The following is a 15,912-nucleotide window of genomic DNA, read 5'->3' on the forward strand; positions in this document are numbered from 1 at the left end:
GCGACGAGGTCGTCGGCGAGGTCGTCGGCGATGGGGCCGACGGCGACGGCGGCGGAGATGGCCATGCAGCGTTCGCCTGCGGAGCCGAATCCGGCGTTGACCATGGCGTCGGCGGCGAGGTCGAGGTCGGCGTCGGGGAGGATGACGGCGTGGTTTTTGGCTCCGCCGAGGGCCTGGACGCGCTTACCGGAGGCGGTACCGGTCGAATACACGTACTGCGCAATGGGTGTCGATCCGACAAACGAGATCGCCTTGATGGCCGGGCTGGTCAGCAACGCATCCACGGCGGTCTTGTCGCCCTGCAACACGTTGAAGACACCGTCGGGCAGACCCGCTTCCTTCCAGAGGGCAGCCAGCCACAGCGACGCGGTCGGGTCTTTCTCCGACGGCTTGAGCACCACGGTGTTGCCGGCGGCGATCGCCACGGGGAAGAACCACATCGGCACCATGGCCGGGAAGTTGAACGGCGAGATGATGCCCACCGGGCCGATGGGCTGCAGCATGGAATGCACATCCACCTTGGTGGAGGCGTTCTCGGTGAAACCACCCTTGAGCAGGTGCGGGATGCCACAGGCGAATTCGACGACCTCCTGGCCGCGGCTGACCTCACCGAGGGCATCGGAGACGACTTTGCCGTGCTCGCTGGTGATGATCTCGGCCAGCTCACCCTTGCGGGCGTTCAAGAGTTCGCGGAAGTTGAACAGCACCTGCGTGCGCTTGGCCAGCGAGGTGTCCCGCCACGCCGGGAACGCGGCCGCGGCGGCGTCGATGACGGCCTGCGCATCGGCCACCGACGCCAGCGCCACCTGACCGGTGACGGCACCGGTGGCGGGGTTGGTCACCGGTGCGGTCTTGTCGCTGCTGCCGGTGAAGATCTCGTTGTTGACCCAGTGGGAAATGGTGTTGGACATGGTGATTCTCACTTCTGACTCGGAATGTACAAAGCTTCAGTTGTCGAACGGCTTGATCAGCGGGCGCTGGACGCGCTTCCACTCGGCGTACCGCTGGTAGGCCTCTTGGGTGGACTCCAACGTCGACTCCTGGCTCACAGGGACGTCCCACCACGAGAAGCTGTCCGGGGCGTAGATCCTCGGATCGGTCTCGACGTAGATGACGGTGGTGCGGTCGGCGGCCTTGGCCACCTTGACCGCGTCGGCGAACTCAGCCGGGGTGCCGACCTTGATGACATCGGCGCCCAGGCTGGCGGCGTTGGCGGCCAGGTCCACCGGCAGGATGGCGCCGTCGAGACGTCCGCCCGCACCGCGGTAGCGGTAGTCGGTGCCGAAACGCTGTGACCCGACAGATTCGGAAAGCCCACCGATGGAAGCGAATCCGTGGTTCTGCACCAGGACCGGGATGACCTTCACGCCTTCCTGCACGGCGGTGACGATCTCCGTCGCCATCATCAGGTAGGACCCGTCGCCGACCATGATGAACACATCGCGATCGGCGTCGGCCATCCGCACACCGATGCCGCCGGCGATCTCGTAACCCATGCACGAGAAACCGTATTCGACGTGGTAGCCCTTGCGGTCCCGCATCCGCCACAGCTTGTGCAGGTCACCGGGCATCGAGCCGGCGGCGCACACCACCACGTCCTGGGGATCCGACAGGGTGTTCACCAGCCCGATCACCTGGTTCTGGTTCAGCGCCACATCGTCCTCGGTGGCGTACACCGCGGAGACGGTCTCATTCCACTCGGCGGCCAGTTCGGCGGTGCGCGCCCGGTATTCGTCGCTGACCGAGTGATCCTTCAGCGCATGGGCCAACCCCTCGATGGCCTCACGCGCGTCGGACACCACGCTCAGTGCGCCCTGCTTCACCGAATCCAGTGATGCCACATTGATGTTGACGAACCGGACGTCCGGGTTGTTGAACGCGGTGCGCGACGCCGAGGTGAAATCGCTGTAGCGCGTGCCGATACCGATCACCACGTCGGCCTCGGCGGCCAGCGCGTTGGCGGCGGTGGTGCCGGTCGAACCGATGGCGCCCACCGACTGCGGATGGTCGTGCAGCAGTGAGCCCTTACCCGCCTGGCTTTCACCGACAGGAATACCGGTCGCGGCGGCCAGCACGGCCAAGGCCTCTTCGGCGCCGGAGTAGTGCACGCCGCCGCCGGCGACGATCAGCGGCTTGGTGGCCGAACGGATGATCTCCGCGGCGCGGGCCAGCACCGAGCGCTCCGGCAGGGGACGGGCCACATGCCAGGTCCGTTCGGCGAACAGCGATTCCGGGAAGTCGTGGGCCTCGGCCTGGACGTCCTGCGGGATCGCCACCGTCGCCGCGCCGGTCTCGACGGGATCGGTCAGTACCCGCATGGCGCCGAGCAGTGCCGACGGCAGCTGCTCGGGACGCCAGACCCGGTCGAAGAAGCGAGACAACGGTTTGAAGGCGTCGTTGACGGTGACATCACCGGAGCCGGGCAGTTCCAGTTCCTGCAGCACTGGGGAGCTGACCCGGGTGGCGAAGGTGTCCGCGGGCAGCAGCAGCACGGGGAGCCGGTTGATGGTGGCCAGCGCGGCGCCGGTGAGCATGTTGGTCGCACCGGGTCCGACGCTGGCGGTCACCGCCCATGCCTGCAGGCGGTCCTTCTGTCGTGCGTACGCCACGGCGGTGTGCACCATGGCCTGCTCGTTGCGGCCCAGCACATACTTCAGACCGGGCTCGCGGCCCGCGTCCAGGGATTCGATCTCGTCCTGCAGCAGCGCCTGGCCCAGGCCCGCGACGTTGCCGTGGCCGAAGATGCCGAAGCAGCCGGCGAAGAACTTGGTGCGTTCCCCGTCGCGTTCGACGTACTGGTTGGCCAGGAACCGAACGGTGGCCTGGGCCACCGTGAGTCGCACGGTGCCTTCGTTGTCGACGAACTTGGCGGTCGCCTTGGGGGCGGTGGAAACCATGGGTCAGGCTCCTCGGTGAGCGGTGGTGAACGGCAGGCGGGGATCGATCGGCTCGTTGTCCCAGGTGCCGCGCAACCAGGTGTGGTTGGGGTCATCGCAGATGAGCCAGGCGCGGTCGGGACCGGAGCCTGCCATCACGTTCAGGTAGTACATGTGGTGGCCGGGGGCGGCGATCGACGGTCCGTGGTAGCCGTGCGGGACGAGCACCACGTCGCCGGTGCGTACCTCTTCGAGCACCTCGATGGGGCGCTCAGGGGTGCCGTACACCCGGTGATAGCCGAATCCCGGTGTGCCGGCTGGGCTGTCGTCGATCTCGAAGTAGTAGACCTCCTCCAGCTGGGTTTCCAGCTCGGAGTTCTCGTCGTGTTTGTGCGCTGGGTAGCTGGACCAGTTGCCCCCGGGCGTGATCACCTCGCACGCGATCAGCGAGTCGGCCTCGAAGGTGGTGGCGGTGCCGAAGTTGTGCACCTGCCTGCTGCAGTTTCCTGCGCCACGCAGCTCGACCGAGACGTCGGCGGCGGCGACGCGGCGGTTCGGGAACGACCGGGCGGCACGTGCGCCGCAGATCGCGATGCGGCCGGTGCCGGTGATGGTGTAGCCCTGGTCGATACCGAGGTAGACCATGTCGGCCGGCCCGTCGAACACCGAACCGCGCGGCGACAATTCGAACGTCTCGCCGCTGGCGTCGACGGACCCGCCACCGGACAGCGGCAGGATCATCACCTCGGTGTCGCCGGTGTTCAGCGACACCGTCCCACCGTCACCCAGATCGACAACGTGTAGCGAGGACTCGGCCCAGCCGGCGTCCTCGGGCGTGATCGCGACGGTGAACGGCGCGGCGGCACTGTTGGCCGGGATGTACAACTTCGAATTCATCAGCGCACCAGCTTCACTGCCGTCGCGACCGCCGAGGCGACATCGTCGTCGCCGGGGTAGAGCAGGGTGCGCCCGACGATCAGGCCGCGCACCGCGGGCAGCGCCAGTGCCTTCTCCCACGACGCGAAAGCCTCGTCGGGATCGGTCGGGTCACCACCGAGCAGCAAGGTCGGCATCGTCGTGGACTCCATCACCCGGTCCATCTCCTCGACGACGGGCAGCTTCATCCAGGTGTAGGCCGAAGTGGATCCCAATCCCGAGCTGATGGCGACCGATTTGATGACGGCGTCGGGGGAGAGGTCGTTGCGGACCTTCCCGTCGACGCGCGAGGACATGAACGGTTCGAGCATGGCGATCAAGCCGTTGGCTGCCAGTTCGTCGACGGCCTGCGCGCAGGAGGCCAGCGTGGCGACGGTGCCCGCGTCGTCGAGGTCGATGCGGCACAACATCTTTCCGCCGTTCATGTTCGCGGCCGCGGTGGAGGCGGCGGTGGCACCGGTCATCCGGTCGTCGAGCTCGAACGAGGCACCGGCCAGGCCGCCGCGGTTGAAGGACGAGAACACCACCTTGTCCTCCAGCGCCCCGAGCAGCAGCAGGTCGTCGAGAATGTCGGAGGTGGCGAGAACGCCGTCCACGCCCGGATCGGCCAGCGCGGTGCGCAGCCGGTCGAGCAGGTCGATGCGGTTGTTCATCGCGGTTGGACGGGTGCCGACGGACAGGGCCCCGCGCGCCGGGTGGTCGGCGGCGACGATCATCAGCCGGCCGTCGCCACGGACGGTCGGACGGGTGGTCCGCGCCTGCCAGGCCTTGGCGACAGCGGCCGGGTCGCCGGCGCGCAGGTCGGTGACGGCGGCGTAATCACGGCACAAACTAGACATTGACGGCCTCCACGGCGGTCTTCTCGGCGAGGTCGGACACCTCGGTGGCGGTGGGCATCGCGGTCGAGCACTCCAGCCGCGAGGCGACGATGGCGCCGGCGGCATTGGCGTAACGCAGGGTCTTCTCCAGCTGCCAGCCGCGCAGCAGACCGTGGATCAGGCTGCCGCCGAAGGCATCTCCGGCACCGAGGCCGTTGACGACGTCAACCTCGTTGGGCGGGACGGTGACCGAGCTGTGCTTGGTCTTGCCGAGCACGCCGCGCGGTCCCTGCTTGACGATGGCCAGTTCCACGCCGAGGTCCAGCAGGGCGTCGGCGGCCTTGTGCGGATTGGTTTCGCCGACGGCGATCTCGCACTCTTCGCGGTTGCCGACGGCGACGGTGACGTGTGCCAGTGCCCGCTGCACCTGCTCGCTGGCCGCGGCCGGGGTGGCCCAGAACATCGGCCGGTAGTCCAGGTCCAGCACCGTCAGCGGCGCTCGCGAGCGAGCCTCCCAGGCCGCGAAATGCGCGCTGCGGCTGGGCTCTTCGGACAGCCCGGTGACGGTCGACCAGTACAGCTTGGCGTTGCGGATGGCGTCCAGGTCGAGCTCGGCGGATTCGATCTGCAGGTCCGGCGCCGAGGGCTTGCGGTAGAAGTACAGCGGGAAGTCGTCGGGCGGGAAGATCTCGCAGAACGTCACCGGGGTGGGGTATTCGCCGTGTGTGGTGACGAAGCGATTGTCGACGCCGAGCCGGTCGAGTTCGTTGCGGACGTAGCGGCCGAACGGATCATTGCCCACGCCCGAGATCAGCGCGGTCCGGTTGCCTAGCCGTGCCGCGGCGACAGCGACATTCGCGGCGCTGCCGCCGAGGAACTTGCCGAACGAGGTGACGTCCTCGAGGCCGAGTCCGACCTGGAGTGGGTACACGTCGACGCCACTGCGCCCGATGGCGATGGCGTCGAATGTCTGGTTGACGGTAGCGGTCACAGCTGACTCCCGAATGCGATGTGCGTACTGACCCCCGGTGGCGCGAGTGCGCCCGGTGTTGACATCGACTGTGCGCTCTGGCGCCACGTCATGTCAAGACTTTGTCCGGACATTCTTACTTGCGGTCATTTGCGGGTAGTCTTGGCAATCACTTCCGGCCGCACCGGCGCGGAACCCAGGTGGATCGGAGTGAGGGTGACCCCGACATTGGTTGTCGAACTCGACAGATCGAGTCCGATACCGCTGTATTTCCAGGTTGCGCAGGTCTTCGAGAAGGCCATCATGACCGGCGAGCTCAAGCCGGGTGACCGCTTCGAGAACGAGCTGGCGCTGGCCAGCCGGCTCAGTCTGTCTCGTCCGACGACACGGCGCGCCATCCAGGAACTCGTGGACAAGGGCCTGCTGGTGCGCAAGCGCGGCGTCGGCACCCAGGTGGTCCAGACGCCGGTGCACCGGCCCGTGGAACTGACCAGCCTGTTCGACGACCTCGCCCGGGCCGGCCMGGAGCCGGCCACCAAGGTGCTCGACTACGTCACGGGTCCGGCGTCCTCGGAGATCGCCGGCCACCTCAATCTCGATCCGGGCTCCGAGGTGGTGATGATGCGCCGGCTGCGCACGTCGGGCGGCCAGCCGCTGGCGTTGATGACCAACCATCTGCCCTCGCCGATCGCGCCGGACCGCGACGAGTTGGAGCGCGTCGGGCTGTATCAGGCCCTACGTGCGCGCGGTGTGCACATCCGGCTGGCCCGCCAGCGGATCGGCGCCAAAGCGGCCGATCGGGATGAGGCCCGGCTGCTCGACGAGAAGATCAAGGCACCGCTGCTGGTGATGGAGCGGACCGCCTTCGATGATTCGGGTCGCATTGTCGAGTACGGCAGCCATTCCTACCGGGCGTCGCGGTACTACTTCGACACCACCCTGGTTGATCGGTAATCGCTTCTGCTCCAACATGTTCCACGAACCCGCGAGATGGCTTGCCTGTCTCGCGGGTTTGCTGTCGTGTGGCAGGCATTTGATATGCAGTCCTAATGTCAGAACAAAGTCTTGACTTTCAGATGTGAGCGGTATTACATCGATACCGAGGCCGTGTCGCTTGCCACTGGAATCCAGTGCGGACGAGCGCCCGGTGAGATCGAGACAAGGAGAAACAATGAGGTTCAGTCGGCTGATGGCGGTGGCCGGGGCGGGCGTGCTCGTTCTGGGTGCGAGCGCATGTTCCAGCACCGGTGGAAAACCCGACAGCAGCGGCGGCGGCATGGGCGCGGGCACGGCCGACACGCCGCGCGCGACCATCGCGATGATCACGCACGAAGTTCCCGGTGACTCCTTCTGGGACCTGGTGCGAAAGGGCGCGGAGACGGCTGCCAAGAAGGACAACATCGAGCTCCGGTACTCCAACGACCCCGAAGCGCCCAACCAGGCGAACCTGGTGCAGACCGCCGTCGACAGCGGCGTGAAGGGCATCGCGGTCACGCTGGCCAAGCCGGACGCCATGAAGGGCGCCATCGAGGCCGCGACCGCCAAGGGCATCCCGGTGGTGGCCTTCAACGCCGGCGCCGACGCCTGGGCGCCGATGGGCGTCAAGGAATTCTTCGGCCAGGACGAGTACATCGCCGGCCAGGGTGCGGGCAAGCGCCTCGCCGCCGAAGGCTCCAAGAAAGCCATCTGCGTCATCCAGGAGCAGGGCCACGTCGGCCTCGAATCCCGTTGCGCGGGCGTGAAGAACGCGTTCCCCGGTACCGAGGTGCTCAACGTCAACGGCAAGGACATGCCGTCGGTGGAGGCCACCATCACCGCGAAACTGCAGCAGGACCCGTCCATCGACTACGTGCTCACCCTCGGTGCACCGTTCGCGATGACGGCGGTCCAGTCGGTGAAGAACGCCGCCAGCAAGGCCAAGGTCACCACGTTCGACACCAACGCCGCCCTGGTGGACGCCATCAAGACCGGCGACGTGCAGTGGGCCGTCGACCAGCAGCCCTTCCTGCAGGGGTACCTTGCCGTCGACTCGCTGTGGCTCTACATCAACAACGGCAACGTGCTCGGCGGCGGTCAGCCGACGCTGACGGGCCCGTCGTTCATCGACAAGTCGAACATCGACGCTGTCGCCGAGTATGCGAAGGCGGGGACCCGCTAGTGAGTACCCAGGCAGACCTCAATCTCGAAACCCACACCGTCGTCCGCGACGAACGGGTCAAAGAGCAGAACCGGTTGCAGCGCTTGCTGATCCGCCCCGAGGTGGGTGCGTTCGTCGGCGCCGTCGGTATCTTCATCCTGTTCTTCGTGGTGGCACCGCCGTTCCGCACCCCGGAAGCCATGGCCACCATCCTGTACGCCAGCTCGACCATCGGCATCATGGCCGTCGGTGTCGGCGTGCTCATGATCGGCGGCGAATTCGACCTGTCCTCGGGCGTCGCCGTCACCACCTCGTCCCTGGCCGCGTCGATGCTGTCATACAACCTGCACCTCAATCTCTGGGTGGGAGCGGCACTGTCCCTGGTGATCGCGCTGGCGGTCGGCTTCTTCAACGGCTACATGGTGATGAAGACCAAGATCCCGTCCTTCCTCATCACGCTCAGCTCGTTCTTCATGCTCACCGGTATCAACCTCGCCGTCACCAAGCTGCTCTCCGGTCAGGTGGCGACCCCCAGCGTGTCCGACATGGAGGGCTTCGACTCCGGCAAGGCCGTCTTCGCGTCGTCGTTCAACATCTTGGGGGTCTCGGTGCGCGTCACCGTGCTGTGGTGGGTGCTGTTCGCGGCCATCGCCACCTACGTACTGTTCCGCACCCGGGTCGGCAACTGGATCTTCGCCGTGGGCGGTAACCAGGACAGCGCCCGCGCGGTCGGCGTGCCTGTCACCAAGGTCAAGATCGGCCTGTTCATGGTCGTCAGCTTCTGTGCCTGGTTCGTCGGCATGCACCTGCTGTTCGCGTTCAACACCGTGCAGTCCGGGCAGGGCATCGGTAACGAGTTCTTCTACATCATCGCCGCGGTGGTCGGCGGCTGCCTGCTCACCGGTGGCTACGGCACCGCGATCGGCACCCTGATCGGTGCGTTCATCTTCGGCATGACTAACCAGGGCATCGTCTACGCGGGCTGGAATCCCGACTGGTTCAAGTTCTTCCTGGGCGCCATGCTGCTGTTCGCGGTGATCGCCAACAACGTCGTCCGCAACTACGCAGCGAAGAGGTAGACACATGACCACTGCAGCGCAAACCCCGATCGCCGAGACCCCCGCGGGTGGTGAGGCGCCCTTGGTGGAGCTCCGCAACGTCGGCAAGAGTTACGGAAACATCATCGCGCTCAAGGACATCAACCTTCGGGTGGGTGCCGGCGAGGTGACCGGTGTGCTCGGCGACAACGGCGCGGGCAAGTCCACGCTCATCAAGATCATCGCCGGCCTGCACAAGCCCACCGAGGGCGAACTGCTCATCGACGGTGAGGCGACGACGTTCGACTCCCCGAAGGATTCGCTCAACGCGGGTATCGCCACGGTGTACCAGGACCTGGCCGTCGTCAGCCTGATGCCGGTGTGGCGCAACTTCTTCCTCGGCAACGAGCTGCGAAAGAAGGGCATCCTCAAGTCGCTGGACATCCCGGCGATGCGGGCGACGACCATCTCCGAACTGCACAAGATGGGCATCGACCTGCCCGACGTGGACGCGCCGATCGGCTCGCTCTCGGGTGGTCAGCGTCAGTGCGTGGCCATCGCGCGCGCCATCTTCTTCGGCGCCCGGGTGCTGATCCTCGACGAGCCCACCGCCGCACTGGGTGTCAAGCAGTCCGGCATGGTGCTGCGCTACATCACCGCGGCCAAGGAGCAGGGTTTCGGGGTCATCTTCATCACCCACAACCCGCACCACGCGCACATGGTGGGCGACCACTTCGTGCTGCTCAACCGCGGCAGGCAGAAGCTGGACTGCACCTATGACGAGATCACGCTGGAGCACCTCACCCAGGAGATGGCCGGCGGCAACGAACTCGAGGCCCTGACCCACGAACTGGGCCGCCGCTAAGACGGCCGCCGAGACTGCGCCTTCTGACGAAATCGCCGAGTTACCCGTCAGAAGGTGCAGTTTCGGCGTCTCAGGGGAAGCTCTGCTCACCCATCTCGCGTAGCCGTAACGCATCCTGACCGGGCGGCGCCCCGAACAGCCGGCGGTACTCGCGGTTGAACTGCGAGGGGCTGTCATAGCCCACCCGGTGTCCCACGCCCGCGATGTCACCGGGCCGTGCGACGAGCAGGGATCTGGCCTCCTGCAGACGGATCCGCTTCTGGAACTGCAACGGGCTCATCGCCGTGACGGCGCGGAACTGCCGATGGAACGCCGAGGTGCTCATTCCTGACATCCGCGCCAGATCCTCCATCCGGACCGGGGCGGCGTAGTTGTCCCGCATCCAGCTGATCGCGCGGTTGACATGGGCCAGCGCGCTGTCGGCGAGACCGATCTGGCGGACGATATCGCCCTGCGGACCCGTGAGCAGCCGCCATAAGATCTCCTGCTCGAGCAGGGGAGCCAGCACGGCGGCGTCGGTGGGACTGTCCAGCAGGCGAAGGAATCGGGCGACCGCGTCCAACACGTCGGGGGTTGCATCGCCGGTGGCGATGGCGGCCCCGGCCGAGGCGCGCGCCCGGGGCCGGACCGGTGTGCGTAACAGCAATGCCGACAGCGCATCCGGGCGCAAAACCAGCCCCATGGCCAGCGATGGTCGTTCGGGAGTGGTGTCGAGGTAGTGCCCGGTCACCGGCAGGCTGGCTGCGACGACCAGACACTGTCCGGCGCGGTATTCGAACGCCTCGTCACCCAGCAGCAGCCGCTTGCCGCCCTGGGCCATCACGACCAGCAGGGGATCGGTCAGCGAGTAGTCCGGACTGCCGCCACCGGCCATCTTGGACAACAACAGGCCCTCGATGGATGTGCGCAGATCGGCGCGGGCATGCGCATCGATCAGGCGTCGTATCTCGGCCAGGGAGTCGGACACGGTGTGCATCTCTGCAGATAATCACGCCGGGCATCCGATCCAGGCAAATTAAGCAGGATCGTGCAAGAACGTGCCTGCATCGGTCTACCCGCGTGGCCCCTCCCCGGTTGGAATGGAGAAGTCCAATTCCCTTTCTTGAGGAGCAATTCCATGGCACTCGACAGCTACGTCACACTCGGCCGGTCTGGCCTGCGGGTCAGCCCTTTCGCCCTCGGTGCAATGACATTCGGAGAGGATCCCGGTGCCGCGGGAGCCGGCGTCGAGGAATCGGAACGCATCCTGGCCGCCTACCTGGACCGGGGTGGCAACTTCGTCGACACCGCGAACTTCTACACCAACGGGCACTCCGAAAAGATCCTCGGTGACTTCTTCGCCCGCAACTCCGGCCGCCGACAGCGTGTGGTGCTGGCCTCGAAGTTCTTCGCCAACCTGTATCCGGGTGACCCCAACGGTGGCGGTGCGGGCCGCACGGCGATCCTCGCCCAGGTGCAGGAGACGTTGCGCCGCATGCAGACCGACTACCTCGACGTGTACTGGCTGCACAACTGGGACCGGCACACGCCGATCGAGGAGACCATGCGTACCCTCGACGACCTGGTGCGTGCCGGCACCGTTCGCTATATCGGATTCTCGAACACGCCGGCCTGGGTCACCGCGCAGGCGCAGACCATGGCGCTGCTGCGTGGCTGGACTCCGCTGATCGCCCTGCAGGTCGAGTATTCACTGCTGGCTCGTACGGTCGAGGGGGAGTTGGCTCCACTGGCGGCAGACCAGGGCATGGCGCTGGTGCCGTGGAGCCCCCTCAAGAACGGCTTCCTGTCCGGCAAGTACCGCCGCGGCAGCGCCGTCGCGGACTCGGCGCGCACCGCCTACGTCGGCGGGCCCGGTGAGGCCGAGTTCACGGTGATCGAGGCGGTCGACGCCATCGCCGATGACCTTGAAACCAGTTCGGCGGCGGTGGCATTGGCCTGGTTACGGGCCCGCGCCGGGACTGTCGTACCGATCATCGGGGCGCGGCGGCTGGCGCACCTGGAATCCAACGTCGCCGGGTTGGACGTCGCGCTGACATCCGATCAGCTCCATCGACTGGACCAGGTGTCGGCTCCCGCGTTGAACTATCCGGCGGAGCTCAACGGGCAGATGCGGGCCACTCTGCAGTTCGCCGGTAGCACCGTGGACGGGCAGCTATCGGGGGTCTATCCGCCCCTTCTGTCCAGCGCCGTCCGGTACTAGCGGGTGGGCAGTCCCGCGGCCCGGTACGCCGAATCGACGAGTGCCATATTGGCCACCGCATCGTCGGTGCCCAGCGCCAGCGGTGCACCGTGCTGGACGTGGGCGGCGAACGCTTCCAGCTGATAGGTGTAGCTGGCCCGGGTGCCAAGATGCTCGACGGTGGTGCCGGCCGCGGTGGTCAGTGTCAACCGGTCGTCGTGGCTGGGCCGGATGAAATCGTGTACCAGTGCCTCGCCGTCGGTGCCGGCGATCCGCAGGGTGAACGAATAGTCTTCGGCCACCATCGAATTGGCCGATACGCCGCGAGCGCCACCCGGAAATGCAACGTCGACATCGCACCAGGCGTCCACGCCCGGCGCGCGCTCCTCGGCGTGCGCCCGTACCACCGACGGCCGTCCTTGCAGCCCGGCCGTGGCCAGACCGCCCAGGGAACGCATGATGTGCAGGCCGTAACAGCCCAGGTCCATCAGGGCGCCGCCGGCCAGTTCCAGCGACCACCGCGGATCGTCTGCGGCAGGTTCCGGCATCGCCATCCGTGCCTCGATCTCGACGATTTCCCCGAGGGTGCCGTCCGCGGCCAGTCCGAATGCGCACTGCGTCACCGGGTGGAAGTAGTAGTGGAACCCCTCCAACACGGTCACACCCGCCGCCTGTGCGGCGTCGGCGACCCGTTGCGCCTCGGCATGGTCACGGGCGAACGGCTTTTCGCTGAGTACCGGCTTTCCCGCGGCGATCGACGCCAGATTCCAAGGGGCATGCAGGGAGTTGGCCAGCGGGTTGTAGATCACATCGACCTCGGGGTCGTCGATGACGTCCTGATAGGACTCCACCACGCGTTCCACCTCGTACTTGTCGGCGAAGGCCTCGGCGCGGCTGCGGTCCCGGGCCGCCACGGCCACCAGGCGGTGACCGAGTTCGGCCGCGGGCCCGACGATCGCGGACTCCGCGATGCGCGATGCGCCGAGCACCCCGATCCGCAGACTCACGCGGGGACGCCCTGGAGGAACGACACACTTGCGCGGACGTCGGCCAGCGGCCCTTCCCCTTCGGGTTCGCCGGCCAGGATGTTGTCCTGCTCCATCACATACCAGCCGTCATAACCGTTGTCCTCCAACGCCTTGACGATTCCGGCGATGTCCACATCACCCGCGCCCAGCGGCACGTACATGCCCGCGGCAACCGCCTGGGTGTAGGACAGTTCGCCCGACTGCACCTTCGCGGCAAGTGCGGCATCCACATCTTTGAGGTGTGCGTGCTCGATGCGCCCGGGCTCCCGGCGGGCCAGCGCCAGTGGATCGGTGCCACCGATCAGCAGGTGGCCGGTGTCCAGGCACAGCGGGATGCTCGACCCGGCCAGCACCCGGTCCACCTCGGCGCTGTTCTCGACGATGGTCCCGACATGCGGGTGCAGCACCGCTTTGAGTCCACGCGCCGCCACGATGGCGGCAAGCCGGTCCAGGTTGGAAAGCAAGGTGGACCAACCGGTCTCGTCGAGTTCGGGACGCTCGTCATACCCGTCCGAGCCGGTCGCCGCGGCCAGCACCACCACGCCGGCGCCGGCAGCCACCAGCGACTCCAGCGGGCCGGCCAGATCCTCGGCCGGGTCGTGTTCGGGCTGGTGTAGCACCACCGGAACGAAACCGCCGACACAGGCCAGTCCGTACGAATCCAGCAGGGCCGTCAACGCATCGGCGTCGGCAGGCAGGAACCCGTCCGGACCGAGTTCGGTGGCGGTCAGCCCGGCCGAACGCATCTCGTCGAGAACCCGTTGCGGCGCAAGCTGGTAGCCCCAGCCGGGAACTTCACAGACACCCCAGGAAATGGGCGCTCCGGCGATCTTCATGAGTTGCGGACCTCCGCGATCGTGACCGGGGTACCCCGGCGCAGGGACTCCGTGGCGGCCTCGGCCAGCCACGCCACCTCGACGGCGTCGGCCACGGTCGCGCCGGCGACCGGCGCGCCCTTGACCACCTCGAGGAAGCCCGCCAGTTCGGTGCGGAACGCCTCGGTGAACCGGTCCATGAAGAAGTTGTGGCTGGGGCCGGTGGGGAAGGTGTTGGCCGGATCGACATTTCGCAGCGGCGCGCCCTGATCCCAGCCGGCGGCCACGCTGTCGTCGAAGCCGTGTACCTCGAGGCGGCAATCGTATCCGCGGGCGTTGTAGCGGGCGTTCGAGATGACGCCGAGCGCGCCGCCGTCGAACCGGACCACCACGGCGGCGGTGTCCACATCGCCGTACTCGGTGAACAACGGGTCGCCCTGAACCGACCCGGTGGCGTACACGTCGACCGCGTTCTGGCCGGTGATCCATCGGATGATGTCGAAATCGTGGACGGCGCAGTCCCGGAAGATGCCGCCGGAGCCCTTGATGTAGTCCAGCGGCGGGGGTGCGGGATCCATCGTGGTGCTGCGCACGGTGTGCAGCAGCCCCAGCGATCCGTCGTCGACCGCGCGCTTGGCAGCCGCGAACGCGGCGTCGAACCGGCGCTGATAGCCCACCTGAACCGGCACTCCGGAGCGGGCGATGATGTCGGCGACCCGCGCGCTCTCCGCCGCGGTGGAGGCGATCGGCTTCTCGCAGAAAGTCGGGATACCCCGCTCGACGGCGGCCAGGGTCAGCTCGGCATGCGCCGGGGTGGCTGCAGCGACGACGACACCGTCCACTCCCGAGGACAGCAGTTCTTCCACGGTGTCGACGGCCTTGGCGCCGTGTTTGGCGGCCACAGCGGCGGCCACGTCGGTGCGCTCGTCGGTGATCACCAGCCCATCCAAACCTGCTAGGGAGGAGAGGGTTTCGGTGTGGAACGCACCGATGCGGCCCAGTCCGATAACGCCGAGGGTGGTCATGGAATTCTCCGTTCTTGCTGCTGATCGAGGATGGTGTCGAGGTTTTCGGGGCTCAGATCGTCGGCCAGTGCGGCCAGTACTGTGTCGACCTGGCTGGGTGGGGCGAGGCTGCCGATCGGCTGGTCGCTGTCGAGATTGGTGGGAAAGGCGTAGGCCTCGGCGGTGGCGTTGACGGCATTGGCCAATTCCCGGTCGGTCCGGCCGGCTTGTTTCATCGCCAGCAGTGCCGGATAGATCGCCTTCACCATCGCGGTTCGGTCCAGTGATTCCATCGCCCGCCCGAACGGTGACGAGATCTGCAGCAGATTGGCCATCCGGCTGATATCGGTCGAGGTGTTGGCGCCCGCCCCGTGATAGAGCGCTGGGTTGAAGAACACCGCGTCACCCTTTTGCAGCGGCAGTTGCACCTGGTGGGCGGCGAAGAAGTCGATGAACTCGGGCCGGTAGAAGGCGATGTAGCCGGCCTCGAACCGCTGCGAGTAGGGCAGCAGCATGGTCGGCCCGCTGCGCAGCGGCATATCGCAGTGCGCGACGGCGCCCTGCAGGGTGAGTGCCGGTGACAGTCGGTGCAGGTGCGCCGGGTAGTCGGCCAGCTGGTCGGTGTCGACGAAACCGAGGTGGTAGTCGCGATGCGGAACCTGGGGCGCCCCACCGGGATTGACGACATTGACCTGGGAGGTGACCTGGTAGCGCGGTCCCAGCCAGGCCTGCGAGACGAGGGCCAGGGTGTCGGCGGTGTAGTACTGCGCGAAGACGTCGGGGGCATGCAGGGCCAGCTTCTGCGCGGCGTTCCAGATGCGGTCGTTGACGCCCGCTTTGCCGAAGTGGTCGCCGGCCGCGGCACCCGCCGCGCGCTGCGCGGCGATGATGTCGGCGAAGGCGGCGCTGGCCCGGTCCAGCACGTCATGGTCGAAGGCGCCCTCGAACACCACAACGCCGGGGCCGTCGGCGAAGGCGGTGATCAACTCGGCCTGCAGCGCCCGCCGGTCGGCTCCGGCGATGGACTCCGCGGAGTAGACGAGCACATTGCTGCGGACGTCGACGGCGTGCGGGTAGTCGGCGAGGGTGGTGTCGCGCAGTACCTGGGCCCGGAAATCCTCCAGCGAGCAATCGGGTTCGGTGATCCACGCGGCGTCGGATCGGGTGAGCGGTGCAGCCATGACCGATAGTCTTGCTGTGTTCTGTGCCATAATCAACGGCAAAAAGCCATCAAAAAAACCTCAGTG

Annotated in this window: 15 protein-coding genes; 5 read left to right on the forward strand and 10 right to left on the reverse strand. The window is 66.9% G+C overall.

The window, feature by feature from the left end; genetic code table 11:
* From AC1DY7_RS12290 to iolC, 5 genes are all read right to left on the reverse strand, one after another.
* Positions 1–911, reverse strand: a 911-nt coding sequence (locus tag AC1DY7_RS12290; protein WP_477493972.1) for an aldehyde dehydrogenase family protein, incomplete at its 3' end; no start/stop codon positions are given.
* Between the two features lie 36 nt (positions 912–947).
* Positions 948–2,897 (reverse strand): 3D-(3,5/4)-trihydroxycyclohexane-1,2-dione acylhydrolase (decyclizing), encoded by a 1,950-nt coding sequence (gene iolD, locus AC1DY7_RS12295; RefSeq protein WP_477493973.1) that lies wholly within the window; start codon positions 2,895–2,897, stop codon positions 948–950.
* Between the two features lie 3 nt (positions 2,898–2,900).
* Complete coding sequence (gene iolB, locus AC1DY7_RS12300) at positions 2,901–3,773, reverse strand: 5-deoxy-glucuronate isomerase (protein WP_477493974.1); 873 nt, start codon at positions 3,771–3,773, stop codon at positions 2,901–2,903.
* Positions 3,773–4,651 carry a Cgl0159 family (beta/alpha)8-fold protein gene (locus tag AC1DY7_RS12305; RefSeq protein ID WP_477493975.1) on the reverse strand — a complete coding sequence of 293 codons (879 nt, stop codon included), beginning with the start codon at positions 4,649–4,651 and terminating at the stop codon, positions 3,773–3,775. The genes iolB and AC1DY7_RS12305 overlap by 1 nt, the downstream gene beginning before the upstream one ends.
* Complete coding sequence (gene iolC / locus AC1DY7_RS12310) at positions 4,644–5,621, reverse strand: 5-dehydro-2-deoxygluconokinase (protein WP_477493976.1); 978 nt, start codon at positions 5,619–5,621, stop codon at positions 4,644–4,646. Before iolC ends, AC1DY7_RS12305 begins: the two co-directional genes overlap by 8 nt.
* 195 nt (positions 5,622–5,816) lie before the next feature.
* Between iolC and AC1DY7_RS12315 the strand changes: the two genes are divergently transcribed.
* From AC1DY7_RS12315 to AC1DY7_RS12330, 4 genes are all read left to right on the forward strand, one after another.
* Positions 5,817–6,554: a GntR family transcriptional regulator gene (locus tag AC1DY7_RS12315; protein ID WP_477493977.1), complete on the forward strand. Its 738-nt coding sequence runs from the start codon at positions 5,817–5,819 to the stop codon at positions 6,552–6,554.
* 217 nt (positions 6,555–6,771) lie between these two features.
* The gene (locus tag AC1DY7_RS12320; protein ID WP_477493978.1) at positions 6,772–7,758 is read left to right on the forward strand and encodes a sugar ABC transporter substrate-binding protein; all 987 of its coding nucleotides are present in this window, start codon (positions 6,772–6,774) and stop codon (positions 7,756–7,758) included.
* Positions 7,758–8,816, forward strand: a complete 1,059-nt coding sequence (locus tag AC1DY7_RS12325; protein WP_477493979.1) for an ABC transporter permease — start codon at positions 7,758–7,760, stop codon at positions 8,814–8,816. Before AC1DY7_RS12320 ends, AC1DY7_RS12325 begins: the two co-directional genes overlap by 1 nt.
* 4 nt (positions 8,817–8,820) lie before the next feature.
* Entirely contained in the window at positions 8,821–9,639 is an 819-nt protein-coding gene (locus tag AC1DY7_RS12330; protein WP_477493980.1) for an ATP-binding cassette domain-containing protein, read from the forward strand.
* A gap of 70 nt (positions 9,640–9,709) precedes the next feature.
* On the opposite strand, the gene AC1DY7_RS12335 is transcribed toward AC1DY7_RS12330, so the two are convergent.
* Positions 9,710–10,615 carry an AraC family transcriptional regulator gene (locus AC1DY7_RS12335; protein WP_477493981.1) on the reverse strand — a complete coding sequence of 302 codons (906 nt, stop codon included), beginning with the start codon at positions 10,613–10,615 and terminating at the stop codon, positions 9,710–9,712.
* Positions 10,616–10,756: 141 nt separating this feature from the next.
* Between AC1DY7_RS12335 and AC1DY7_RS12340 the strand changes: the two genes are divergently transcribed.
* Complete coding sequence (locus AC1DY7_RS12340) at positions 10,757–11,839, forward strand: aldo/keto reductase (protein ID WP_477493982.1); 1,083 nt, start codon at positions 10,757–10,759, stop codon at positions 11,837–11,839.
* Here the strand turns inward: AC1DY7_RS12340 and AC1DY7_RS12345 are convergent.
* The 4 genes from AC1DY7_RS12345 to AC1DY7_RS12360 are packed head-to-tail and all read right to left on the reverse strand — an operon-like array spanning position 11,836 to position 15,846.
* Entirely contained in the window at positions 11,836–12,825 is a 990-nt protein-coding gene (locus tag AC1DY7_RS12345) for a Gfo/Idh/MocA family protein (RefSeq protein ID WP_477493983.1), read from the reverse strand. The two genes, AC1DY7_RS12340 and AC1DY7_RS12345, sit on opposite strands and share 4 nt — an antisense overlap.
* Entirely contained in the window at positions 12,822–13,682 is an 861-nt protein-coding gene (locus tag AC1DY7_RS12350) for a sugar phosphate isomerase/epimerase family protein (RefSeq protein WP_477493984.1), read from the reverse strand. The genes AC1DY7_RS12345 and AC1DY7_RS12350 overlap by 4 nt, the downstream gene beginning before the upstream one ends.
* Entirely contained in the window at positions 13,679–14,686 is a 1,008-nt protein-coding gene (locus tag AC1DY7_RS12355; protein ID WP_477493985.1) for a Gfo/Idh/MocA family protein, read from the reverse strand. The genes AC1DY7_RS12350 and AC1DY7_RS12355 overlap by 4 nt, the downstream gene beginning before the upstream one ends.
* Positions 14,683–15,846 carry a phytanoyl-CoA dioxygenase family protein gene (locus AC1DY7_RS12360; RefSeq protein ID WP_477493986.1) on the reverse strand — a complete coding sequence of 388 codons (1,164 nt, stop codon included), beginning with the start codon at positions 15,844–15,846 and terminating at the stop codon, positions 14,683–14,685. Before AC1DY7_RS12360 ends, AC1DY7_RS12355 begins: the two co-directional genes overlap by 4 nt.
* Positions 15,847–15,912: the final 66 nt, after the last annotated feature.

It is taken from the genome of Mycobacterium sp. P2_H7 (assembly GCF_056403275.1).